The organism is Streptomyces sp. LE64 (genome assembly GCF_052606915.1).
In genome coordinates, this window is sequence record NZ_CP199708.1 from 5,495,789 (window position 1) to 5,517,522 (window position 21,734).

A 21,734-nucleotide genomic window follows, 5' to 3' on the forward strand; every position below is an offset into this window, starting at 1 on the left:
CGTTGGGGATGGAGCCGGGATGAACCGTCGCTTTCAAGGTCACAGACCTCTTCGGCACCAAACCCGGTCGCCTTTAGGGAAAGATCACGAATTCGTGAGAACAAATCGTGCAATTCGGACGCTTGGTCGATCGTTGCGGGCGACTGTTCGCCCACTGCCGCCCTCGTTCGCCCGGGAGTCGTGCCCCCGGCCGCGCACCCCCTGCCTGCGCCCCTCGGGCCCCCACCCGCGCACGCCCGCCGTGAGCGGGCGCGCCGTGAGCGCGCCCCGCTCTCAGAACGTCCGGGGCCCGCGGCGCTGCGGCAGCGTGACCACGGAGGCGTCGGACGAGGGGGCCGGGGGCAGCCCCGCGACCTGCGCCAGCAGATCGCACCACGCGGCCAGGTGGGCGGCGGCGTCCGGCACCCCCCGGGCGTCCTCCTCGGGCGTCCACGAGGCCCGGATCTCGATCTGCGAGGCCGGCGGGCGCGGTGCCAGCCCCCCGAAGTAGTGCGAGCCCGCGCGGGTCACCGTGCCGCTCGGCTCCCCGTACCCGAGGCCCCGCCCGTCCAGGGCGCCGGTCAGCCACGACCAGCACACCTCGGGCAGCAGCGGGTCCGCCGCCATCTCCGCCTCCAGCTCCGCCCGCACCAGGGTCACCAGGCGGAAGGTGCCCCGCCACCCGTCGTGCCCCGCCGGATCGTGCAGCAGCACCAGCCGCCCGTCCGCCAGGTCCTCGTCGCCGTCGACGACCGCCGCCTCCAGCGCGTACGCGTACGGGGCGAGCCGCCGCGGCGGCGGAACCGGGTCGATCTCCACCTCGGCCCGCCCCCGGGCCCCACGCAGCGCGTCGACCGCCGCACGGAAGGCCGGCGGACCGCCGTCCGTCGGCTTCTCGTGCGGTGCCCCCCCGCCGTTGTCCGGTCCGTCAGCGCCGTCCGACAGTCGTTCCTGAGCCGCAGCCATGCCGGGAAGGTTAAGGGGAACCCGCCCGCGGTGCGGGGAGGGACACCCGTCGGCACGAGGGCTGTCCGGATCGCGCCCCCGGCCGCATGGGAGACTTTGACCCGTGAGCGCCAACGAGATCCCCACGGACCGGTCGACCCCCGCCCGCCCGGACGTCCAGCAGTCCGCCTTCCTGAGGGCGTGCCGCCGCGAACCGGTACCGCACACGCCGGTCTGGTTCATGCGCCAGGCGGGCCGCTCCCTGCCCGAGTACCGCAAGGTCCGCGAGGGCATCGCCATGCTCGACTCGTGCATGCAGCCGGATCTCGTCACCGAGATCACCCTCCAGCCGGTCCGCCGGCACCACGTCGACGCGGCGATCTTCTTCAGCGACATCGTGGTCCCGCTGAAGGCCATCGGCATCGACCTCGACATCAAGCCCGGCGTCGGCCCGGTCATCGAGCGTCCGATCCGCTCCCGCGCCGACCTCGACCGGCTGCGCGAGCTGACCCCCGAGGACGTCCCGTACGTCACCGAGGCCATCGGACTGCTCACCGCCGAACTCGGCGCCACCCCGCTGATCGGCTTCGCGGGCGCCCCGTTCACCCTGGCCAGCTACCTCGTGGAGGGCGGCCCGTCCCGCAACCACGAGCACACCAAGGCGCTGATGTACGGCGACCCGCAGCTCTGGGCCGACCTGCTGGACCGGCTCGCCGCCATCACCTCGGCCTTCCTCAAGGTCCAGATCGAGGCCGGCGCCAGCGCCGTACAGCTCTTCGACTCCTGGGTCGGTGCGCTCGCCCCCGTCGACTACCGCCGTTCGGTGCTCCCCGCCTCCCGCAAGGTCTTCGCCTCCGTCGCCGGGTACGGCGTGCCCCGCATCCACTTCGGAGTGGGCACCGGGGAACTCCTCCACGACCTCGGCGAGGCCGGCGCCGACGTGGTCGGCGTCGACTGGCGGGTGCCGTTGGACGAGGCCGCCCGCCGGGTCGGCCCCGGCAAGGCGCTCCAGGGCAACCTGGACCCGGCCGTGCTCTTCGCCGGTGCCGAGGCGGTCGCCGCCAAGACCGGCGAGGTGCTGGAAGCCGCCCGCGGCCTGGAGGGCCACGTCTTCAACCTCGGCCACGGGGTGCTGCCCGACACCGACCCCGACGCGCTCACCCGGCTGGTGGCGGACGTCCACGAGCGCACCGCCCGCTGACGCGCCGACCGGCGGCCCCCTGCGGGGCCGCCGGCCCCGCTACCAGCCGGCTTCCCGGACCGCCCGGACCGCCTTGCGCGCGGCGACCAGCACCGGGTCCCACACCGGGGAGAAGGGCGGCGCGTAGCCGAGGTCGAGGTGCGTCATCTGCTCCACGGTCATGCCCGCGGTCAGCGCCACCGCTGCGATGTCCACCCGCTTCGCCGCGCTCTCCCGGCCCACGATCTGCACGCCCAGCAGCCGCCCGGTGCGGTGCTCGGCCAGCATCTTCACCGTCATCGACTGCGCGTTCGGGTAGTACCCGGCGCGGCTCGTCGACTCGATGGTCGCCGTCACGTAGCGCAGCCCCACGGCCCGGGCGTCCTTCTCCCGCAGCCCGGTCCGGGCGATCTCCAGGTCGCAGACCTTGGACACCGCCGTCCCCACCACCCCGGGGAAGGTGGCGTACCCGCCGCCGACGTTGGTCCCGACGATCTGCCCGTGCTTGTTGGCGTGCGTGCCCAGCGGGACGTACCGGTCCCGCCCGGACACCAGGTCCAGGACCTCCACGCAGTCCCCGCCGGCCCAGATCGCGTCCTGGCCGCGCACCCGCATCCCCAGGTCCGTCAGCAGTCCGCCGTGCTCGCCCAGCGGCAACCCGGCCGCCCGCGCCAACGCCGTCTCCGGCCGTACCCCGAGACCCAGGATCACCACGTCGGCAGGGAACTCCCCCGTGGTGGTGGTCACCGCCCGCACCCGACCGTCGTCCCCGGTGCGGACCCCGGTGACCTCGGTGTCGTTGACCATGGTGATGCCCAGCCAGCTCATCGCGTCGTGCACCAACCGGCCCATGTCCGGGTCGAGCGTCGACATCGGCTCCCGGCCGCGGTTGACCACCGTGACCTCGTACCCCCGGTTGATCATCGCCTCGGCCATCTCGACGCCGATGTACCCGGCGCCGACCACCACCGCCCGGCGTCCGGGGGTGCGCTCCAGGGTGTCCAGCAGCGCCTGCCCGTCGTCCAGGGTCTGCACCCCGTGCACCCCGGGCGCGTCCAACCCCGGCAGCGACGGACGCACCGGGCGGGCACCGGTGGCGATCACCAGCTTGTCGTAGGGCGTCCACTCCTCGGCCCCGGAATCCAGGTCACGACTGCGCACCCGACGCCGCTCGGGGTCGATCTCCACCACCTCGGTACGGGTCCGCAGGTCGATCGCCCGCTCCCGGTGCTCCTCGGGGGTCCGCGCGATCAGATGGTCCCGCTCCGGCACCTGGCCGCCGACCCAGTACGGAATGCCGCAGGCGGAGTAGGACGTGAAGTGCCCCCGCTCGAACGCCGTGATCTGCAACTCCGCCGGGCCCCGCAGCCGGCGCGCCTGCGATGCGGCGGACATGCCCGCCGCATCGCCGCCGACGACGACCAGCCGCTCCCTCGAATCGTTCATGCGCTCCACGCTACGCGGACGGGGTGCGCCTGCCCCCCTCGGGCGCCTGCGGCGGCCCGGTCGGGCGGTCACCCGCCGGGGACCGCTGCGCCACCGGCACGCCCGTCGCGGTCACCGCGACGGGCCCCGCGCCCACGGCGGTCGCCCGGGCCGCACGCCGCTGCCGCCAGGGCCGCAGCAGCCGCCGCCACCCCGCCGCCAGCACGGCGCCCAGCACCAGGAACGGCAGGGCGGCACCGAGCGCGACCGTCACCCACCGCAGCATCGCCAGGAAGGCGCCCCAGCCGTCGCCCACCGCGTCCACGAACCCTCCGTCCCCGTCGTCCTCCCGTCCCGCGCCCTCGGTGAGCGACAGGGTGACGGTGGCCAGGGCGACCCGGCCCTTCAGGGACTCCTGCTGGGCCAGCAGCGACTCCAACTCCGCCTGACGGCTGCTCAACTCGCCCTCCAGCGCCACCACGTCGCTGATCCTCGTGGCCTGATCCATCAGTTCGCGCAGCCGTGCCACGCTCGCCCGCTGGTTCTTCAGCCGGGTCTCCACGTCGACGACCTTCTCGGTGACGTCCTGCGCGGAGGTGTTCCGGCTCAGGACGGTGCCGGTGTTCCCGAGCCGCTCCAGCACCTGTGCGTAGCGGTCCTGGGGGACCCGCAGGACCACCTCGGAGTGCTCGCGCCCCTCGTCGTCGCGTTCCGTGGACTCCTCGCCGACCATGCCGCCGACCGACTCGGCCGCGGCCCGGGCCGTCGCCAGCGCCCGGGACACGTCCTCGACCCGCACGCTCAGCTCCGCCGTCCGGATGACCTTCCGCTCGGCCAGCTGACCCGGCTTCAGGGGCTCCGCCCCCGAGGCACGGTCCGCCACCTCCGGGCTCCCCTCCGCCGCCTCGGCCCGGGCCCCGCCCCCCTCGGGGACGTACGGCTTGGACTGGGCCATCGAGTCCGCGGTCGAGGTCCCGTCCGAGCCCGAGCAGCCGGCGAGCACCAGAGCGGCGGCGAGCACCGCCCCGGACACCCGCCACCCCGCGGGGCCACCGGACCGCCGCCGTACCGAACGTCGCTGCACACGCATTCTGGGTCTCCCCCCGGAACACCTCGGACCACCGGCCCCTGACACTGCTTCGACGGCCCGGGCCCCCGCCACGACGTCGCGGGCGCGTCGCGAACGCATCACGGTTCGGCATCGCCGCCCGCCGTCCGGTCCCGGGTCCGCGGGACCAAGGGCCCTGCGAACCCCCCACCGCCCTCTGACAGAGTGGAGCCATGCGCGCAGAGCACACCCCCCCGGGCGGGGCCCGTAGTTTCGTCGTGATCGGCGGGGGCATCGCCGGCCTCACCGCCGCCCTCCACCTCCTGACGGCGGGCGACGGCGCGGTCGGCGTCACCGTGCTGGAGGCGTCCGACCGGTTCGGCGGCAAGCTGCTGCCGGGCGAGGTCGCCGGTGCCCGCGTCGACCTCGGGGCCGAGTCACTGCTCGCCCGCCGCCCCGAAGCCCTCGACCTGGCCCGCGAGGTCGGCCTGGGCGACCGGCTGGTGCCCCCGGCCACCACCTCCGCCTCGGTGTGGACCCGCGGCGCGCTGCGCCCCATGCCCAAGGGCCACGTCATGGGCGTCCCCGCGGCCCCCGAACTCCTCGCCGGCATCCTGTCGCCCGAAGGACTGGAGCGCGCGAGGGCCGAGGACACTCTGCCCCCGGTCGACCCCGCCGAACTCGACGAGGACGTCGCGGTGGGCGCGTACGTCGCCGCCCGGTTGGGCCGCGAGGTCGTCGACCGGCTGGTGGAGCCCCTGCTCGGCGGGGTCTACGCGGGCGACGCCTACCGGCTCTCGCTGCGCTCGACCATGCCCCAGCTCCACGAGGCCGCCCGCACCCGTCCGACGCTCACCGCCGCCGCGCGCGCGATCCAGCAGCGGGCCGCCGAGAACGCCGCGCCCGGCCCCGTCTTCATGGGCGTCGAGGGCGGGGTGGGCACCCTCCCGGCGGCCGTGGCCGACGCCGTCCGGGCCCGCGGCGGCACCCTGCTGCCGGCCACCGCGGCCACCGCCCTGCGCCGCACCCCGGACGGCCGCTGGGAAGTCACCGCCGGCGAACGCACCCTGACCGCCGACGGGGTGGTCCTCGCCGCGCCCGCCCCGGCCGCCGCCCGCTTGCTCGCCGCCGAATCCCCGGCCGCCGCGGCCGATGTGGCGGCCGTCGAGTACGCCTCGATGGCCCTGGTCACCCTCGCCTACCGCCGCGCCGACGCCACGCTGCCCGCGGGCAGCGGCTTCCTGGTGCCGCCGATCGACGGACACACCGTCAAGGCGTCCACCTTCGCCTCCCAGAAGTGGGGCTGGATCGCCGCCGAGACCCCCGGACTGCTGCTGGTGCGAGCCTCGGTGGGCCGGCACGGCGACACCGCCGACCTGGCCAAGGACGACGACCACCTGGTCGCCGTGGCCCGCCGCGACCTGGACGCCGCCGTCGGACTGACCGCGCGCCCGGTCGACACCCGGGTCACCCGCTGGCACGACGGCATCCCGCAGTACCCGGTCGGCCACCACGCCCGGGTGGCCCGCATCCGCGCCCGGCTGGGCGCGCTGCCCGGTCTCGCCGTCTGCGGCGCCGCCTACGACGGTGTCGGCATCCCCGCGTGCGTGGCCGGCGGCCGGGCCGCGGCCGACCTGCTCCTCGGTGCTCCGGACCGGACGGAACACCTGATGAGGAACCCGGTGCCGAGCCGCCACGGCGGCGCAGGAGAATGAAGGACATGAGCGACGACGCCCCCGCAAGGATTCCCCACCGCGGCAAGCTGGCCAAGGACCTCAACGAGGTCATCCGCTACACGCTGTGGTCAGTCTTCACCCTCCGTGACCTCCTCCCGGAGGACCGCTCCGGGTACGCCGACGAGGTGGAGGAGCTGTTCGAGCAGCTCGCCGCCAAGGACGTCGTGATCCGGGGCACCTACGACCTGTCGGGGCTGCGCGCCGACGCCGACCTGATGATCTGGTGGCACGCCGAGACCCCCGACGCCCTCCAGGAGGCGTACAACCTCTTCCGCCGGACCCGTCTCGGCCGCGCCCTCGCGCCCACCTGGTCCAACATGGCGCTGCACCGGCCCGCCGAGTTCAACCGGTCGCACATCCCCGCGTTCCTCGCCGACGAGACCGCGCGCGACTACGTGAGCGTGTACCCGTTCGTCCGTTCCTACGAGTGGTACCTGCTGCCGGACGAGGAGCGTCGCAAGATGCTCGCCGACCACGGCAAGATGGCGCGCGGCTACCCGGACGTCCGGGCCAACACCGTGGCCTCCTTCTCGCTGGGCGACTACGAGTGGATCCTCGCCTTCGAGGCGGACGAGCTCCACCGGATCGTGGACCTGATGCGGCACCTGCGTGCCTCCGAGGCCCGGATGCACGTCCGCGAGGAGGTGCCCTTCTACACCGGGCGCCGGCGCAGCGTGGCCGAACTGGTCGCCTCGCTGGCCTGACCTCCGCACCGTTCAGCGCGGGCCCGCCCGGTGCGCCGGGGCGGGCCCGCGCGTCGCGGTGCGCAGCGCCAGCGGGCGGGGCTCCGGGTGCGCCGCGCACTCCGCGTCCGCCGCGGGCAGCGTCCCGTCCAGGAGGTAGGCGTCCAGATGGGCGCCCACGCAGTCGTTCGGGCCGCCGCCGAGCCCGTGCTGGCCGGCGCCCCGCTCGGTCACCAGCCGCGAGCCGCCGAGCGCGGCGTGCAGCTCCCGGGCCCCCCGGTAGGGGGCGATCGCGTCCCGTTCGGCGGCCAGCACCAGGGTCGGCGCGAGCACCTCGGCGTCCGCCCCGACCACCGGGGGCTCCTGCCGGGGAGCCGGCCAGTACGCGCACGGCAGCACCGCCCACGCCTCCTCCCAGGTGCCGAAGGGCGCGGCCTCGGCCGCCGCGGTGTGGTCCGCGTCCCAGACCGTGAAGTCCGTCGGCCAGGGCGCGTCGTTGCAGGCGGTGGCGGTCCGCACGGCGTACGCGTTCTCCTCCTCCGCCGCCGCGTCCGGCACCGGTGCGGCCTGGGCGACCAGCAGCTCGGGGCGCCCCTCGTGGAAGGCGTCCAGGGCCGCCGCCAACAGCGGCCAGTGGTCGTCGTAGGCCACCGCCCGCAGGAACGCCCGGTGCAACTGGCCCGGCCCGACCCGGTCGCCCGCGGGTTCCGCGGCGACGGCCGCCCGCACCTCCTCGTAGGAGCGCCGCACCGAGGCGGTGGAGCCGCCCAGTCCGTAGGTGTCGTCGTGGCGGGCGACCCAGGCGAGGAAGTCCGTCCACCGGCGCTCGACCGCCGCCGCCCGGTCGAGGTGCTGGGGGTAGCCGATCCGCTCCGGGCGCGGGTCGAGGGCCGAGTCCAGGACCATCCGCCGCACCCGTGCCGGGAACAGCGTCGCGTACACCGCGCCGAGGTACGTCGCGGAGCCCACCCCCATGAACGTCAGCCGCTCCTCGCCGAGCGCGGCCCGCAGGACGTCGAGGTCCCGGGCGCCGTTCGCGGTGGTGTGGTGCGCCAGCGCGTCCCCGGCGCGGCGGGCGCAGCCCCGCGCGTAGGAGGCGGCTTCGGCGGCGCGTTCCTTCTTGTACGAGGTCGAGGGCCGTGCCGGGGAGGGGGTGGGCGCCTTGACGAAGTGCCGGGGTTCCTGGCAGGAGAGCGGGGCGGAGCGGTCGGTGCCGCGCGGGGCGTAGCCCACCAGGTCGTAGGCGCCGGCGATGCGGCGCCAGGTCGGCAGCTCACCGACCAGCGGGAAGTACCGGCTCCCCGCGCCCCCGCCCGGATGGAAGACCAACGGACCCTGGTGCGCCACCCGTTCCCCCGCCGCGTCGGTGCCCAGTGCCGGCAGCCGGCTCACGGTGAGGGTCAACCGACGGTCGTCCGGGTGCGCGTAGTCCAGCGGGACCTCGACGGTGCCGCACTCGACGGGCGCGGGCAGGTCCTCCTGCTCGGCGCACGGGCCGAAGCGGACGCCGTGCGCCGCCGCCCGGGCGGCGGCGACCCGCACTCCGGCCGTCTCGGCGACGGGCCCGGCGGGTTGCCCGGCCGCGGCGGCCGGGCCGGGCGCCGTCGGGACGGCCCACACCAGAGCGAGGACCAGGGCGGTGGTCCGGTGGGCGGTTGCTCTCATGGTGCTCCTGCCCTGCGCGCCCTGCTCGGGCACCCCACGACGATCCGACGCAAGGGATGATCGGGGTGAGGGCGAGGGGTGTAAAGCACCGGGGGGCCGATGTCGGGGAATGCCCCCGAGGGGCACACCGCCGGCTCATCGACCGCGTCGGGCGGGTCCCCGTTCCGGGTCGTCCCGGTCCCCCCGGCCGCCGCGGTCGCCGGGCCGGGCGCCGGGGCCGTGCTCCCGGTGGGCCGTCCGGTCCCGGTGGGCGAACGCCGTCACCAGCCCCGGATCGCCGGCCGCGGCCACCCCGGCCACCGCCACCGCGGTCAGATAGGTCCGGTCGTCGCCGTCCGGCCGTGCCGACAGGGCGCACAGCAACCGCCGGCCCGGCCCCGACGCCCACCCGGTGTAGGGGCGACCCTCGACCCGGGCGATCAACAGGCAACTCACCGTCAGCACCAGCGGCAGGGCGAACCAGGCGACGGCGGAGGACGAACCGCCCGCGTCCGGCGGCGTGGTGAACAGCGCCACCCCGCCGAGGCCGAGGACCACCAGGAGCGCGCCCCGTACCTGTCGGAGCGCGCTCCGGACCGTCCTGCGGGTCCCTTCCGGCACGGCGAGCCCCGCCGCCACCAGACGGTCGGCGAGCGCCTGCACCGGCGCGCCGCCCGCGGTCGCCGCCCGCACCGGAGCGATCCGGGACTGTCCCCCGCTGCCGATCGCCCGGAGCACCGCACGTTCCAGGGCGTCCCGGCCGTGCGGGTCCACCACGGTCACCCAGCCGGTGTGGGCCAGCAGCAGGCGCCGTTGGCGCGCCATCGACACCATCGTCACCTCGGCGACGCGCACCGGACCGCCCGACAGGTAGGCCGCCTCGTAGACGGTCAGCCGGTGTCCGTGGGTCGCGGGCGCGCCCGCGACCGCCGCGTGGACGGCCGCCCGGCAGAGGCGGGCGCAGGAGGTGCCGGCCACCGCACAGGCCGACAGGAGCAGGAGCCACAACATGGCGGTGTTCTATGCGACCCGTCCGGGGGGTCGCCATTGCTTATCCGCCATGTGGAACGGGAGTTGCCGTGTCGTGGTGTTCCCGGGGCCTGCGGTGGCTTCCGGGGCGGAATGCGCCGTTCCCGCGGTCCGCGGACCATGGTCCCCCCGGGTGGTCCGGGTACGCCGCGGGTACCTCGTTCCCTCCGCCAGACGACGTACCGGAGCCACTCCTTCCGGCCGAATGCCCCTGGACGCCCGCTCAGACCCTCGTCTCGGGGGACCGCAGGGCGCGGGCGACCCGGAACGCGCGCACCACCCTGTTCCACGGGGAGCCGGTCGGCGGCCGGGCGCCGGCCCGGTCCACCCACCACTGCGTCAACTCCCGCCGGGTGCGCGGATCGTGGGGCCGCCGGTGGCGCAACAGGTGGGCGGCGAAGCCCAGGGCGTCGTGCCGGTACCCGGCGGTCATCGGCCGTCGGTGCGCGTACGCGAGGAACTCCGTGCGGTACGAGCCGCCCAGGATCACCGGAAGCTCGGGGGCGACCTTGGCGACCACGCCCACCCGCTTCGCCAGCAAGGCCCGGCCCTGCACGGCGAGTCGGGCCCGGTCGAAGCCCTCGGGCACCGGGGTCCCGGCCACCAGCGCGGACAGCAGCGCCGTCTGGGCCAGGGCCACCCGCTGCCGGGCGCCCCGCGAGCCGGACGCATCGGTGTCCGCCGGCCCCTCGGACCGCTCGGGCCGCTCGTCCCGCCGGACCCGGACCGGTGCGGCGGCCGGTCGGCGGGAGGCGGGCCGGGCCCGGTCCACCGCGGCCCCGATCGCGGCCACCTCCCGCTCCAGCTCCTCCGGCGACGGGAAGTCCTCGTCCCGCTCCAGCAGCACGCCCGGCGGCTGCACCCGGGACGCGAGGTCGGTGAGCACGTCCAGCACCGTCTGCGGCACCGGATGCGCATGGCTGTCGTGCCACACGCCGTCCCGCTCGACCCCGCCCGCCACGTGGACGTACGCGATGGCCTCCACCGGCAGCTCGTCCAGTGCCCGGGACGGGTCCTCGCCCCGGTTGACGTGGTTGGTGTGCAGATTGGCCACGTCGATCAACAGCCGCACCCCGGTGCGGTCCACCAACTCGTACAGGAACTGGCCCTCGGTCATCTCCTCGTCGGGCCAGGAGATCAGGGCGGCGATGTTCTCGACGGCCAGTGGGACCGGCAGGGCGTCCTGGGCGATGCGCACGTTCTCGCAGAGCACGTCGAGGGCGTCCCGGGTGCGGGGGACCGGCAGCAGGTGGCCGGCCTCCAGCACCGGGGACGCGGTGAACCGGCCGCCGGCGCGGACGAAGGCGATGTGCTCGGTGACCAGCGGGGAGCCGAGGTCCTCGGCGCGGGCCGCGAGGGCGGCCAACCGCCCCGCATCGGGCCGCTCCGCGCCGCCGAGCCCCAGGGACACCCCGTGCGGAACGACCGTGACGCCCCGTTCGCGCAACCGCACCAGGGACTCCGGCAGATGCCCCGGGCAGAGGTTCTCGGCGACGGCTTCGACCCAGTCGATGCCGGGCATCCGCTCGATGGCGTCCGCGATCTCGGGACGCCAACCGATGCCGGTGCCCAGTCTGATCGCCCTCGGTGCCGCCGTGCGGAGCACACACGTGCTCGTCATGGTCCCCTCCTTCGTGCGCCGCGCCGTCTCGGTGGTGCCGCGGCCGTCCCGCCCCCGTTGCGCCGCCTCGTCCCGGTGGACGCCCGGGTGGACGGCACGGTGATGTGCCGGGAGGCGCGCGCGTCGTGGGAATCATCGCCCCGGGGCGCGCGGCCCAACCCGTGGGGAAGATGTTCAGAGCTAGTTCTGAGGTTCCGCCCGGTCCGTGTTGACCACTCCGGGCACCGTCGCGGAGGGGCGCGAGGTGGTCGAGATGTCCCCGTCCGCGGTGACCGCGGGCGCGGGCGGGACGGGGCCGTCGGGCGGCGGGGGGCCGGTGGGGCTCGCCGTGGCGGTGGCCGCCCCGTTGGCGATCGCGTCGAAGTCGACCATCCCGGTGTTCTCCAGCACGGTGATGTGGTCCAGCACCGTCTGGTTGGCGTCGGTGGCGAGTTGCCGCACCAGGGTGTTCCGGGTGGTGTCGCGGACCTGGGCGATCAGTGCGAACACCTTGCCGTGCGCCACCCGCAACAGGTTCGCGAAGTCCTTCTGGTACTGGACGCCGGTGGCGTCGGTGAGCTGCTGCAACCACGCCCGCTGCTGCTCCGTGGGCTGGTTGGGCAGTTCCATGCCGAGCTGGGCGGCGACCTCCCGCACCCGCCGGTCGAGGTCGGTGTGGCCCACGACGAGGTGGTCCCCGGCGGTGCGGATCGCCTCGGTGGGGGCGCGTTCCACGGCCTGCTGGCCGGCCGGGAGTTCCCACAGCCCGGCGAGCCGGACCCGGACGACGAAGTCCCGGTCGGCGGCGGACAACGGGCCCCACCGGGTGGGCACGGTGCCCGCGGCGAGGTTCGCCCGGGGTGTCCCCGCGCGATCGGCGTACGACCACACCGGGAAGGCCAGCGCGACCAGGGTGGCGGTCAGCGCGCCGATGATCAGGGTCGTGCCGTTGATGCGCCGCAGCACTAGGAGCCTCCCGGGCGTGGTGCCCCCGTGCCCTCGCAGCACGGGGTACCCGCATCCAACCGCCGACCCGGCGGGTATTCCAAGCGGGCCGCGGGACGGTGACGGACGACCGGGTGCCCGGTGCCCGCCACAACGGGGCCGCCGGGCTCACCGGGACAGACAGACCCGGAGGTCGAGGAGCGGCGGGAGGGCACCGATCAGACAGGGCACCGGCGGCGGGGTGACGCCCGTCCGCGGCGGGGCGGGCGTGCTCGGGGAAGGGCTCGGGCCGGGGGAGGGGACGGTGCCGCCCGTGCTGCCGGGTCCGCCGTCCGACCCGCCGGCACCGCCCGATCCGGGCCCCGTGCCGCCGGCGGTGCCGGTGGGCGTTCCGCCCGGCCGCTCCGTCGGTCGGCCGGGGTCACCGCTGCCGTTCGACCCGGTGCCCGCCCCGGAGCCACCGCCCGTCGGGGCTGCGCCCCCGCTCGTGGTGGTGCCGGTCGTGCCGAGGTGCCCGCCGTTCCCGGCCGTCGCCGTGGCCTCCGGGGCGGCCGGGCGCGCGGCGCGGTCCGTCGGTCGCGGTGCCCGTGGCGCCGGGGTGCCGACCCCGTCGAGCGCGGCCGGGGTGCCCGCGGCGTCGCCGCCGTGCGTCCCGGTGCGGTCCGCTCCGCCGTGGCCGCCGTCGTCCACCGCGCCCTCGGCGCCGGCGGTGGCGCGGTGGTCGGCGCGTTCGGGCGCGCCGGTGCCGTCCGACGCCCCGGGGGCCGGGGTCCCACCCGCCCCCCGGTGGTCGGCGCGGGCCTGCGCCCCGCCGCCGGCACGGTCGCCGGCCCAGGGCGCGGTGAGGGCGAGGGCCGCACCCGCTGCCACCACCAGGGCGCCGACCAGGGCCGGGGTCCGCCGGGCCCGACCTGCGGACCGGCGCGGCCCCGGGACGCCGAGGTGCGTCCGCCGCAGCACCCGCGCCTGTTGCCACAAGGTCAGCAACACCAGGCCCAAGGCCCCCAGGACCGCCATGATCAGGACGTCCACCATCCGCCAAACCCCCACGTTCCACGCCCCGCGCCCGCCCTGGTCCGGCGGTGCGCTCCTTGCCCACCCGACGATGGCGTGCGGGGGCCGCCGCCGCGGCTCCGGTGACATATCGTCACCAAGGCGTTACGTTGTGCGTCGGACGGGTGTGCGAGGGGAGTGGGGGAGACGGGGCCGGGTCAGTCGCGGAAGCTCCGGTGCCCGTCGACGACCACCGTCTCCCCGGGGGCGATCTCGGTGAAACCGGCGTCCCGCACCACCGGCGTCCCCCCGGCGAGGAGCTGCGGCCAGCGCCCGGGGTCGGCGGTCCGCACCGACAACGGGAACCCGGCCGCCCGCCACGCCGCGCGTTCCGTGTCCGACTGGTCCCACCACGCCAACTGGGCGCCGTGACCCGCCTGGGCCATCGCCTTGCCCGCCGTCATGGTGGCCGAGGGGCTCAGCCAGAGCACGGGGCCGCCCGGTTCCGGCGCTCCCGGGGGGTGCGGGTCGATCAGCTCGGTGCCCGAGACCTGGAGCCGGGCCAGGTCCTTGGGCCAGCCATCCAGCGGGATCGGCGGAAACACCCTGACCTGCGCGGACTTCCCGGTCACCGTGATGCCGGGCAGCGCCTCGGCCCGGCGCCACTCGGCGCCCCGGGCACGTCGCACCACCTTGCGGATGCGGGCGTCCTCCCACTGCCGCACCGCCTCCGCCCACGGCCCGTCCCCCGCCGCCCGCGGGTCGCTCAACAGGACGAGCACCGCCCGGGCCGCCGTCTCCAGGGCGTCCGTGCGCTCCGGGGGCTCGGTGCGTTCCAGCCGCACCACCATCGGCAGCACGAACTGCGGCGCCTCGTCGCGCGGATCCGGCCCCTCCGGCACGTGGCCCTGCCCCTCGGACACGGCTTCTTCGCTGCTCATCCGTCCAGTCTGCCAGCTGCCGCGGAACACCTCCCGGACCGCGCCGGCGCCGGCCGGGGCGGCCTGGGGCATGATCTCCCCCATGCGCGCACCCCTCCCGTTACGGTTCCGACGTCCCGCCCACCGACCCCCGCCCGGCATCCGCTTGACCGGGGTCGGCCGACGGTACGGCCGGCGGAGCCGCTGGGTGCTGCGCGGCGTCGACCTGACCCTGCCGCCCGGTGCGCTGGTCCGGGTCCACGGGGTCAACGGCAGCGGGAAGTCGACCCTGCTGCGGCTGGTCGCCGGGCTCGACGCGCCCACCGAGGGGCGGGTCACCGGGCGTCCGCACACCGCGTACGTCCCCGAACGCTTCCCGCCCCGCCTCCCCTTCACCGCCCTGGGCTACCTCGTCCACCTGGGGCGGGTGCACGGGCTGGACCGGTCGGCCGCCGAGCGGGCCGCCCGCCACTGGCTGGAACGCCTCGGTGCCGGGCCCCACGCCACGGCGCCCCTGTCCAGCCTGTCCAAGGGCACCTGTCAGAAGGTGGCCCTGGCGCAGGCGTTGCTCGCACCGCCCGGCCTGCTGGTCCTGGACGAGGCGTGGAGCGGTCTGGACCCGGACGCCCACGCCGAACTGAACGCCGCCGTGGCGGAGCGCGTCGAGGCCGGTGCCACCGTGGTGTTCGTCGACCACCGGCGGACGAACCTCGCCGGCCGGGCGGACCTGCTGGTCACCGTCGAGAAGGGGAGGGCCTCCGCCACGGCGGAGAAGACCGGTCGCACCGGGCCGTCGGGCGGGGCGCGACCCGAACCGCGGACCGTGATCGTGGCCGAGGGGCCGGCCGGGGCCGAGCCGCCGCCGCTACCCGCCGGCGTCCGCGCCGCGCGCACGCCGGCGGGCACCGTGCGCTTCACCACCGACCGTTCCTCGTCCGACGAGGTGCTGCGCGCCCTGCTCACCGCCCCCCGTCCCTGGCACGTGGTCACCGTCCACCGGGCGGGGGCGCTCCCCGCCGCCCGTGGGCCCGGGCGCGAGGACGATGCGGTGGACGCTCCCCGCGGCGGCGGGGAGGTCCGTCCGTGATCGCGCTGGTGCGCTACCACACGGCCCTGTTGCTGCGCTCCCAGCGCTGGTTGGCGCCGCTGGTCCTCTACGCGGGCGTGCTGGTGGTCGGCATCCGGTCCGGTGAGCCGCTCCTGGGATCGCTGGGCCTGGTGGCCGCGGCACTGGTGCCCGTCACCGCCTGGCTGGTGCGGATCGGCGTCGGCAACGAGCCGCCCGAGGCCCGGGGCTGCGCCGCGGCGCCGCACGGTCCGCCGCGTGCCCATCTGGCCGCCCTGCTGGCCGCGTCGGGGGCGGCCGGGGCCGTCGGGCTCACCGCCGTCGTGGTGGTGACCGCCGTGGGCGGGGCCGTGAACGACACCGGCACCCGCGAACTTTCCCGGCCGGCCGCGGGCGCCTGCGGGCTGCTCGCCGCGCTGACCTGCGTGCTGCTGGGCGCGGCGGTGGGCGCGCTCACCACCCGGCCGGTGCTGCGGTCACGGGGGTGGGGGCTCCTGGTGATGCTGCTGGGGCTCGTCGCGGTGCTGATCGCGGCCGGTTCACCGGTCAGGACGGTGCTCACGGCGCTGACCGAGGGCTCCCGGGAGGGGACGGTTCCGTTGCTGCTGGCTCCCACGGCGACCGCGGTGCTGGTCGCCGCCGGGGCGTCGGCCCTGGTCTGCGCGCTCAGCGCCCGGGGACGGTGACCGGGCCCCGGGCCGGTCAGCCCGAGCAGGCGGAGCGCTGGGCCTCCAGCCACTCGCACCGCGGGCAGAGGGTGATCCCGCGGTGCGATTCCGGGTGCTCGGTGGCGTCCCGGCACAGCACGCACTCGGCGAACGGTCCCTGGACTCCGGTCGCTGTGGTGGTGGGGGAGGCGGCTCGACCGGGTCGGTCCGCACGGTACTCGTCCATGCCTCCAGGGTAGGGGGTCAGCGCCCGGCCACGGGCCCGCCGGCGGCGGCCGGGTGCTGCCCGATCAGTTCGGACACCTTCACGAACCGGTACCCGCGCCCGCGCAGTTCGGGGACGACGTCCCGGACGACCCGCTCGGTCGTGGGGGCGGCGCTGCGCGTGCAGTGCAGCACGACCACCGAGCCGGGCCGCACCCCGTCCAGCACCTGGTGGGCCACCGCGCCCGCGTCGGTGGCGAAGGCGTCACCGCTCACCACGTCCCACTGCACGGCCGTCGCTCCGGTCGGGGCGAGCGCCCGGAGCGCACGCTCGTCGTGGCACCCGCCGGGGAAGCGGAAGTACGGCACCTGGTTGCGCACGCCCACCGCGTCGAAGGCGCGGGTGGCCCGTTCGGCGTCGGACCGCATCCGTTCGGGTGCCACGGTCGGCAGTCCGTAGCAGTCGGCGGTGAACGCGTGGTGGCTGTAGGAGTGGTTGGCGACCTCGAACAGCGGGTCGCGGCCGATGGACCGCGCCTGGTCCGGGTACTGCTCGGCCCACCGCCCGGTCATGAACACCGTGGCGGGCACCTTCAGTTCCCGGAGGGCGGCGATCAGCTCCGGGTTGTCGAACCGTTCCCCGGCCGCGGCCCGGGCGCCCTGGTCGGCGGTCATGTCGGCGTCGAAGGTCAGCGCCACGGTCCGGCCGGCGTCCCGTCGCCCGTGGGTGAGGACGGGGGTCAGACCGCCGGGTCCGGGTGCCATCACCGGCGGCCCCGGGGGCGGGTCCGGCGCGGGGGAGACGGTGGTGGACGGGCGTCGGGCGCCCGGAGCGGCCTCCGTGCCGCAGCCGGTGAGCACGGAGCCGGCGCAGAGGGCGAGGACGAGGATTCTCCGCACAGAAAAGATCATTTTCTGAACGTATCGTCACATGAGCGCACTTTCCGTGGTGACGGGGAGCGGGGCGGACGAGGCCCGGGAACGTCACCCGCTTGCCCTCCCGGGGGCCGGCGGCGGGGTTCAGTCGCTGTCCAGGCCGTCGACGAGCCGGTTGAGGAACCGGGTGAAGGTGGCCTCGGGGGTGAGGGGGCGCCCGGGGGCGGTGAGGGCCGCGGCGAGTTCCGGGTGGTGGCCGTCCGCGGCGACCGCGGCCAGGTAGCGCGACTCGGCCGCCACGCGCTCCGGGTGAGCTCGTAGCCGACGTGGCTCGCCACGAACGCGGTGAGCTGGGAGAAGACCTCCAGCTTGGCGGTGCCCTCCAGTCCGGTGGGGCGCAGGACGGTGAGCACGTGCTCCAGGAAGGCCAGGGTGCGGGGGCCCGGAGTGCGGTGCGCGAACAGGACCGCGGGCAGCCAGGGGTGGCGCAGCATGTGGGCGCGCTGGGCCCGGGCAACGGCCTTCAGGTCGGCGCGCCAGTCGCCGGTGGGCGGCGCCGCGGGCAGTTCGCCGCTGACCTGGTCGACCATCAGTTCCAGCAGGGTCTCCTTGTCGGGGGCGTAGCTGTAGAGCGACATGACGCCGGCGCCGACCGCGGCGGCCACCCGCCGCATGGTGACCGCCTCCAGTCCCTCCGCGTCCGCCAGGGCCACCGCCGCCGGGGGAGCCCACCCCCGCTACGGCCGGGGCACCGGCGACGGGACGCCCGCGTTGGACGCCACCTCGCACACTCCGGTGCACATCACCCTGCACACCGATTCGGTGCCGACCCTGCCCCACGGCTCCGAGCCCGGGCGCCCGCCGGGTCCGGGACCGGTGAGGGCACGGGGCGCCTGCCGCGCCCCGTGCCCCCGGCTCAGGTCCTGCTCTGCACCGGAGTCACGGTCACCTGGTCCGCGCCGCTGCCGCCGTGCCGCGCGGCCCAGTTCTCCAGCGCGGTCCGGCAGGCGTGGTCCAGGTGGTGCAGCCCCGAGAGGTCAAGTTCCACCGGACGGGTGTGCGGCAGTGCCTCCAGGGTGTCGAGGATGCGGGGCAGGCGCAGGAAGGTCGCATTGCCCGACAGCGCCGCGCGCACCGGCCCGGCACCGGAGTCCTGCACCTCCAGACGCACGTGCGAAGCCTCCCAGGCGGTCTTGACGACGGCCATCGCCAGCCCGATGAGGACGCCCTCGAACATGCTGATGGCCACGATGGACACGGCGGTGACCCCGAGGATCACCACCTCGCCGCGGTGGTCGCGCCAGAGCGGGGGGAGCGCGCGGAACGGGATGAGCTTGAAGCCCGCGTGCACCAGGACGCCGGCCAGCGCCGGCAGCGGGATCACGGCCAGCGCCGCCGGGAAGAGGGCGGCGAACAGCAACAGCCAGACGCCGTGGAGGATCCGGGACGCCTTGGTCCTGGCTCCCGCCTGGACGTTGGCCGAACTGCGCACGATGACCGCTGTCATCGGCAGCGCACCGAGCAGACCGCAGACGGTGTTGCCGGCTCCCTGGGCCATCAACTCCTTGTCGTAGTCGGTGCGTCGACCGTCGTGCATGCGGTCCACCGCGGCGGCGCTGAACAGCGACTCCGCCGAGGCGATCAGGGTGAAGGCGAGGATCGTGCCCAGGATGCTGACGTTCGCCAGGGTGCCGAAGTCATCGGGCTCGGGCAGCCGCACGGCGTCCAGCAACCCGGTGACCTCGACCTTCGCCACCGGCAGCGAGAAGGTCGCCGACACCACGATGGCCAGGGCCACCGCGGCCAGCGGCGCCGGGACGAACCGGGCCGCGTGTGGGATGCGCCGCCACAGCACCAGGACGGCGATGGTGCCCGCCCCGAGCAGCAGCGAGGCCCGGGCCGCGGTGGAGCCGAAGGAGTCGGCCAACATGCCGGGCAGGCCGGCGATCTTGTCGAGTCCGTCGGCGGGACCGTCGGTGCCGGTCATCGCGTACAACTGACCGGCGATCAGGACGAGACCGATGCCGGCGAGCATCCCCTCGACCACCGACACGGAGATGGCGCGGAACCAACGGCCCCAGCGCAGTGCGCCCATGAGGAGTTGGAGCGCTCCGGTCACCAGGACGATGACGCCCAGAGCGGCGAGCCCGTAGGCGCGCACGGCTTCCAGGACGAGCACCGTGAGTCCGGCGGCAGGACCGGACACCTGGAGGCTGCTGCCGGGCAGGGCCCCGGCGATCAATCCGCCCACGATGCCCGTGACCAGGCCGAGTTCGGCCGGGACGCCGGAGGCGACGGCGACGCCCACACACAGGGGGAGGGCGACGAGGAAGACGACCACGGAGGCCGTGAAGTCCTGTCGCAGCGTGGGGAGTCGGAAGGGGGAGCGGGAAGGGGGAACGGAGTCCGCCGGGGGACCGGAGTCGCCGGAGGGATCGGCCGAGCCCGGGGGGCCGGCGGAGACGGGACGCTTGGTGCGCCCATTGAGGGTGTTCATACGGATGCCTCCTGCGCGCTGCGGGGCGCGCGTGTTACGTGTGGGGGAAACGGGGGGCAGGCGTGTGTAGGCGGATCGGGCAGGAAGGACCGACCGGGCTCCGCGTGGGCTGAAGTATGAGGGCCCGCGGCGGGACCGGGCACGGCCCGATGGCGGCCCGGCGGGGAGCTGGGCGGTGCGGTGGAACCCGCTGAAGCCGTTGGTGCTGCCTGATCCAGCCGACGACCGGCTCGGGGACGTCGGTGTTTCCGTCCCCGGCATTGAGTCTTTCGGGTGAACCGGCGTGACGCCGGCTGTTGCGGGAAGCCCTCAGCAGCGGAAGACCTGGAGGGCCACGGTGCGTTCGGCCGGTCTGAGCCGGGCCGAGGGCCAACCGGTCCCGGGGCCGTCCGCGGCGGGCGGGGGGCACGCGACGGCGACGGCGCCGAGCGGGTCCGGGAGCAGCGGTTGCTGCGGAGCGTGTTCCTCGCAGCGGTAGCGGTCGCGTGCCCGGAGCACCTGGATGCGCTCTTCGACGGGCTTGCGGTGGCGCAGGTGGTCGTGGGTGGGGACCGGCTCGGCCGCGCGGGCGGTCCGTTCCCCTGGTGCGGGGGGCGGGAGGGAGGGGAAGGCCAGGGTGCCGAGGGCGGCCGTGGTGGCGGCGACGGGGCTCGCGGGCGGGCCCGTGCCCGTTCCGGTCGGCGGGGACAGGGCCCGCTCGGGAACGTGTGCGGTTGCCAAGGGCGAAGCGGGGATGAACAGGTGGAGGGCGAACAGCAGTACGGCGAGGGCGTAGGAGTGCACACGGGTCCGGATGCCGTCGTCCATGCGTTCACCTCCCTGTTGCTCGTGTCCGTTGCTCCCAGAGGGTCGACGGAGTGGTGCTCCGAAGCGGCTGTGATGTCGGTCGACCGTCCGTCGGCATCAACGTCCGAAGTCGGTCGTCACGTTCCCCAAGGCAATCTCCACGGTAACGGCCCGACCTGCTTATGTGGTTGCGATGACGTTGCGTGCGAGTGATCGACCGGAAATGATCATGTGAAGGCGGAAGATGACCGAAATTCCGGGGGTGTGGGGAGGTCTCCGCTGCTTCCGAATGCTCCTCTGCGCCCCTGCGGGGGTGTGGAGGGCGTGAAGAAACCCCACCGGGGCTTCCCGATGGGGTTCGTTCGACTCCGTTCGCCCGTACGGGTGTCAGTCCCCGACGAGGGTGCGGGAGTCGCGCGCCAGTGCGGTCAGTCGGGAGATCGCCCGGAAGTACTTCTTGCGGTAGCCGCCGTTCAGCATCTCCTCGCCGAACAGCCGGTCGAAGGGGACGCCGGAGGCGACCACCGGTATCTCGCGGTCGTACAGCCGGTCCGCCAGCACCACCAGTCGCAGGGCGGTGGACTGGTCGGGCACCGCCTCGACGCCCGTCAGACAGACCGCCGCGAGGTCGTCCGTCAGTGCTCCGTACCGGCTCGGGTGCACCCGGGCGAGGTGCTCCAGGAGGTGCGGGAAGTCGTCCAGCGAGGCGCCGGGCGTGGCGTAGGCGACCTTGGCGACCTGTTCGTCCGAGTACGGCGGCGGGGCCTCGGGCAGCCCGCGGTGACGGTAGTCCTCGCCGTCGATGCGCAGCGGACGGAACTTCGCGGACAGCCCCTGGATCTCGCGGAGGAAGTCCGCCGCGGCGAACCGGCCCTCGCCCAGCTTGCCCGGCAGGGTGTTCGAGGTGGCGGCGAGCGCGACCCCCTCGTCCACCAGCTTCCCCAGCAGACTGGAGACCAGGACGGTGTCCCCCGGGTCGTCGAGTTCGAACTCGTCGATGCACAGCAGCCGGTGGCCGCCGAGGGTACGGACGGTCTGCTGGAAGCCGAGGGCGCCCACCAGGTTCGTCAGCTCCACGAAGGTCCCGAAGGCCTTCTGCGCGGGCGCCGCCGGGGTGGCGTGCCACAGCGAGGCCAACAGGTGCGTCTTGCCGACGCCGTAGCCGCCGTCCAGGTAGACCCCGCGCGGCCCCGCGGGGGCGGCGGGCTTGGCCCGCCCGCCGAACCAGCGCCGGCGGCCGGCCCCGGTGGCGTGCGCTCCGCCCAGCCCGGCGGCGAAGTCGCCGAGCACCTTCACCGCCTCGCGCTGGCTCGGCTGGTTCGGGTCCGGCAGGTAGGTGTCGAAGCGGACCGCGTCGAAGCGCGGCGGCGGCACCAGCTCGGCGACCAGGCGCTCCGCGGGCACCTGCGGCTCGCGGGTGCAGAGGGACGAGGGGGCCGCGTCGACGAGGGGGCCGGAGCCCGCGGCGGCGGTGGAGGACGACACGATTCCCCACTCTAAGCGCCGTGCG

Annotated in this window: 19 protein-coding genes and 1 pseudogene; 5 read left to right on the top strand and 15 right to left on the bottom strand. The window is 75.4% G+C overall.

Annotated features, from left to right (window positions below; translation table 11 throughout):
* Positions 1-273 precede the first annotated feature (273 nt).
* Positions 274-945 (bottom strand): DUF3000 domain-containing protein, encoded by a 672-nt coding sequence (locus ACSMX9_RS24525; RefSeq protein ID WP_445397011.1) that lies wholly within the window; start codon positions 943-945, stop codon positions 274-276.
* A gap of 103 nt (positions 946-1,048) precedes the next feature.
* Here ACSMX9_RS24525 and hemE point away from each other — a divergent pair, with 103 nt between their 5' ends.
* Positions 1,049-2,125: a uroporphyrinogen decarboxylase gene (gene hemE, locus ACSMX9_RS24530; protein ID WP_445397013.1), complete on the top strand. Its 1,077-nt coding sequence runs from the start codon at positions 1,049-1,051 to the stop codon at positions 2,123-2,125.
* A 39-nt stretch (positions 2,126-2,164) separates the two neighbouring features.
* Here the strand turns inward: hemE and ACSMX9_RS24535 are convergent, their stop codons facing one another.
* Both ACSMX9_RS24535 and ACSMX9_RS24540 read right to left on the bottom strand, forming a co-directional pair.
* Positions 2,165-3,550 carry an FAD-dependent oxidoreductase gene (locus ACSMX9_RS24535; RefSeq protein WP_445397015.1) on the bottom strand — a complete coding sequence of 462 codons (1,386 nt, stop codon included), beginning with the start codon at positions 3,548-3,550 and terminating at the stop codon, positions 2,165-2,167.
* 10 nt (positions 3,551-3,560) lie between these two features.
* The gene (locus tag ACSMX9_RS24540) at positions 3,561-4,619 is read right to left on the bottom strand and encodes a DUF4349 domain-containing protein (protein ID WP_445397017.1); all 1,059 of its coding nucleotides are present in this window, start codon (positions 4,617-4,619) and stop codon (positions 3,561-3,563) included.
* Positions 4,620-4,810: 191 nt separating this feature from the next.
* On the opposite strand from ACSMX9_RS24540, the gene hemG reads away from it, so the two are divergent.
* Positions 4,811-6,292, top strand: a complete 1,482-nt coding sequence (hemG, locus tag ACSMX9_RS24545) for a protoporphyrinogen oxidase (protein WP_445397019.1) — start codon at positions 4,811-4,813, stop codon at positions 6,290-6,292.
* 5 nt (positions 6,293-6,297) lie between these two features.
* A complete protein-coding gene (gene hemQ, locus ACSMX9_RS24550) occupies positions 6,298-7,017 on the top strand; it encodes a hydrogen peroxide-dependent heme synthase (RefSeq protein WP_351239577.1) in 720 nt (239 codons plus the stop codon).
* A gap of 12 nt (positions 7,018-7,029) precedes the next feature.
* Here the strand turns inward: hemQ and ACSMX9_RS24555 are convergent, their stop codons facing one another.
* From ACSMX9_RS24555 to ACSMX9_RS24580, 6 genes are all read right to left on the bottom strand, one after another.
* Positions 7,030-8,661, bottom strand: a complete 1,632-nt coding sequence (locus tag ACSMX9_RS24555) for an alpha/beta hydrolase (RefSeq protein WP_445397021.1) — start codon at positions 8,659-8,661, stop codon at positions 7,030-7,032.
* Positions 8,662-8,796: 135 nt separating this feature from the next.
* A complete protein-coding gene (locus ACSMX9_RS24560) occupies positions 8,797-9,651 on the bottom strand; it encodes a TIGR04222 domain-containing membrane protein (protein ID WP_445397023.1) in 855 nt (284 codons plus the stop codon).
* A 241-nt stretch (positions 9,652-9,892) separates the two neighbouring features.
* A complete protein-coding gene (locus tag ACSMX9_RS24565; RefSeq protein WP_445397025.1) occupies positions 9,893-11,290 on the bottom strand; it encodes a multinuclear nonheme iron-dependent oxidase in 1,398 nt (465 codons plus the stop codon).
* A gap of 180 nt (positions 11,291-11,470) precedes the next feature.
* On the bottom strand, positions 11,471-12,232 hold the full coding sequence (locus ACSMX9_RS24570) for a DUF4142 domain-containing protein (protein ID WP_445403087.1): 762 nt from the start codon (positions 12,230-12,232) through the stop codon (positions 11,471-11,473).
* Positions 12,233-12,382: 150 nt separating this feature from the next.
* On the bottom strand, positions 12,383-13,249 hold the full coding sequence (locus tag ACSMX9_RS24575; protein WP_445397027.1) for a hypothetical protein: 867 nt from the start codon (positions 13,247-13,249) through the stop codon (positions 12,383-12,385).
* 176 nt (positions 13,250-13,425) lie between these two features.
* Positions 13,426-14,148, bottom strand: coding sequence for a peptidyl-tRNA hydrolase (locus ACSMX9_RS24580; protein ID WP_445403088.1), 723 nt, complete (start codon positions 14,146-14,148; stop codon positions 13,426-13,428).
* Between the two features lie 82 nt (positions 14,149-14,230).
* On the opposite strand from ACSMX9_RS24580, the gene ACSMX9_RS24585 reads away from it, so the two are divergent.
* Together ACSMX9_RS24585 and ACSMX9_RS24590 are read left to right on the top strand one after the other, a co-directional pair.
* Positions 14,231-15,214 carry an ATP-binding cassette domain-containing protein gene (locus ACSMX9_RS24585; protein ID WP_445397029.1) on the top strand — a complete coding sequence of 328 codons (984 nt, stop codon included), beginning with the start codon at positions 14,231-14,233 and terminating at the stop codon, positions 15,212-15,214.
* Positions 15,211-15,879 (top strand): ABC transporter, encoded by a 669-nt coding sequence (locus ACSMX9_RS24590; protein ID WP_445397031.1) that lies wholly within the window; start codon positions 15,211-15,213, stop codon positions 15,877-15,879. Before ACSMX9_RS24585 ends, ACSMX9_RS24590 begins: the two co-directional genes overlap by 4 nt.
* Positions 15,880-15,895: 16 nt before the next feature.
* On the opposite strand, the gene ACSMX9_RS24595 is transcribed toward ACSMX9_RS24590, so the two are convergent.
* The 6 genes and pseudogenes from ACSMX9_RS24595 to zapE form a co-directional block, all read right to left on the bottom strand.
* Positions 15,896-16,087 carry a hypothetical protein gene (locus ACSMX9_RS24595; RefSeq protein ID WP_445397033.1) on the bottom strand — a complete coding sequence of 64 codons (192 nt, stop codon included), beginning with the start codon at positions 16,085-16,087 and terminating at the stop codon, positions 15,896-15,898.
* 17 nt (positions 16,088-16,104) lie between these two features.
* The gene (locus ACSMX9_RS24600) at positions 16,105-16,977 is read right to left on the bottom strand and encodes a polysaccharide deacetylase family protein (protein ID WP_445397035.1); all 873 of its coding nucleotides are present in this window, start codon (positions 16,975-16,977) and stop codon (positions 16,105-16,107) included.
* Positions 16,978-17,085: 108 nt separating this feature from the next.
* Positions 17,086-17,660, bottom strand: a pseudogene (locus ACSMX9_RS24605) (TetR/AcrR family transcriptional regulator); the annotation flags it as partial.
* A 197-nt stretch (positions 17,661-17,857) separates the two neighbouring features.
* Entirely contained in the window at positions 17,858-19,438 is a 1,581-nt protein-coding gene (locus ACSMX9_RS24610) for a SulP family inorganic anion transporter (protein ID WP_445397037.1), read from the bottom strand.
* A 309-nt stretch (positions 19,439-19,747) separates the two neighbouring features.
* Positions 19,748-20,245, bottom strand: coding sequence for a hypothetical protein (locus ACSMX9_RS24615; protein WP_445397039.1), 498 nt, complete (start codon positions 20,243-20,245; stop codon positions 19,748-19,750).
* A 366-nt stretch (positions 20,246-20,611) separates the two neighbouring features.
* A complete protein-coding gene (gene zapE, locus ACSMX9_RS24620; RefSeq protein ID WP_445397041.1) occupies positions 20,612-21,709 on the bottom strand; it encodes a cell division protein ZapE in 1,098 nt (365 codons plus the stop codon).
* Positions 21,710-21,734: the final 25 nt, after the last annotated feature.

Excerpts from the sequence above, each read along its gene's own strand:
- ACSMX9_RS24525 (WP_445397011.1), bottom strand. The coding sequence starts at position 945 with ATGGCTGCGGCTCAGGAACGACTGTCGGACGGCGCTGACGGACCGGAC.
- ACSMX9_RS24535 (WP_445397015.1), bottom strand. The coding sequence starts at position 3,550 with ATGAACGATTCGAGGGAGCGGCTGGTCGTCGTCGGCGGCGATGCGGCG.
- ACSMX9_RS24540 (WP_445397017.1), bottom strand. The coding sequence starts at position 4,619 with ATGCGTGTGCAGCGACGTTCGGTACGGCGGCGGTCCGGTGGCCCCGCG.
- hemG (WP_445397019.1), top strand. The coding sequence starts at position 4,811 with ATGCGCGCAGAGCACACCCCCCCGGGCGGGGCCCGTAGTTTCGTCGTG.
- hemQ (WP_351239577.1), top strand. The coding sequence starts at position 6,298 with ATGAGCGACGACGCCCCCGCAAGGATTCCCCACCGCGGCAAGCTGGCC.
- ACSMX9_RS24555 (WP_445397021.1), bottom strand. The coding sequence starts at position 8,661 with ATGAGAGCAACCGCCCACCGGACCACCGCCCTGGTCCTCGCTCTGGTG.
- ACSMX9_RS24560 (WP_445397023.1), bottom strand. The coding sequence starts at position 9,651 with ATGTTGTGGCTCCTGCTCCTGTCGGCCTGTGCGGTGGCCGGCACCTCC.
- ACSMX9_RS24565 (WP_445397025.1), bottom strand. The coding sequence starts at position 11,290 with ATGACGAGCACGTGTGTGCTCCGCACGGCGGCACCGAGGGCGATCAGA.
- ACSMX9_RS24575 (WP_445397027.1), bottom strand. The coding sequence starts at position 13,249 with ATGGTGGACGTCCTGATCATGGCGGTCCTGGGGGCCTTGGGCCTGGTG.
- ACSMX9_RS24580 (WP_445403088.1), bottom strand. The coding sequence starts at position 14,148 with ATGAGCAGCGAAGAAGCCGTGTCCGAGGGGCAGGGCCACGTGCCGGAG.
- ACSMX9_RS24585 (WP_445397029.1), top strand. The coding sequence starts at position 14,231 with ATGCGCGCACCCCTCCCGTTACGGTTCCGACGTCCCGCCCACCGACCC.
- ACSMX9_RS24595 (WP_445397033.1), bottom strand. The coding sequence starts at position 16,087 with ATGGACGAGTACCGTGCGGACCGACCCGGTCGAGCCGCCTCCCCCACC.
- ACSMX9_RS24600 (WP_445397035.1), bottom strand. The coding sequence starts at position 16,977 with ATGATCTTTTCTGTGCGGAGAATCCTCGTCCTCGCCCTCTGCGCCGGC.
- ACSMX9_RS24610 (WP_445397037.1), bottom strand. The coding sequence starts at position 19,438 with ATGAACACCCTCAATGGGCGCACCAAGCGTCCCGTCTCCGCCGGCCCC.
- ACSMX9_RS24615 (WP_445397039.1), bottom strand. The coding sequence starts at position 20,245 with ATGGACGACGGCATCCGGACCCGTGTGCACTCCTACGCCCTCGCCGTA.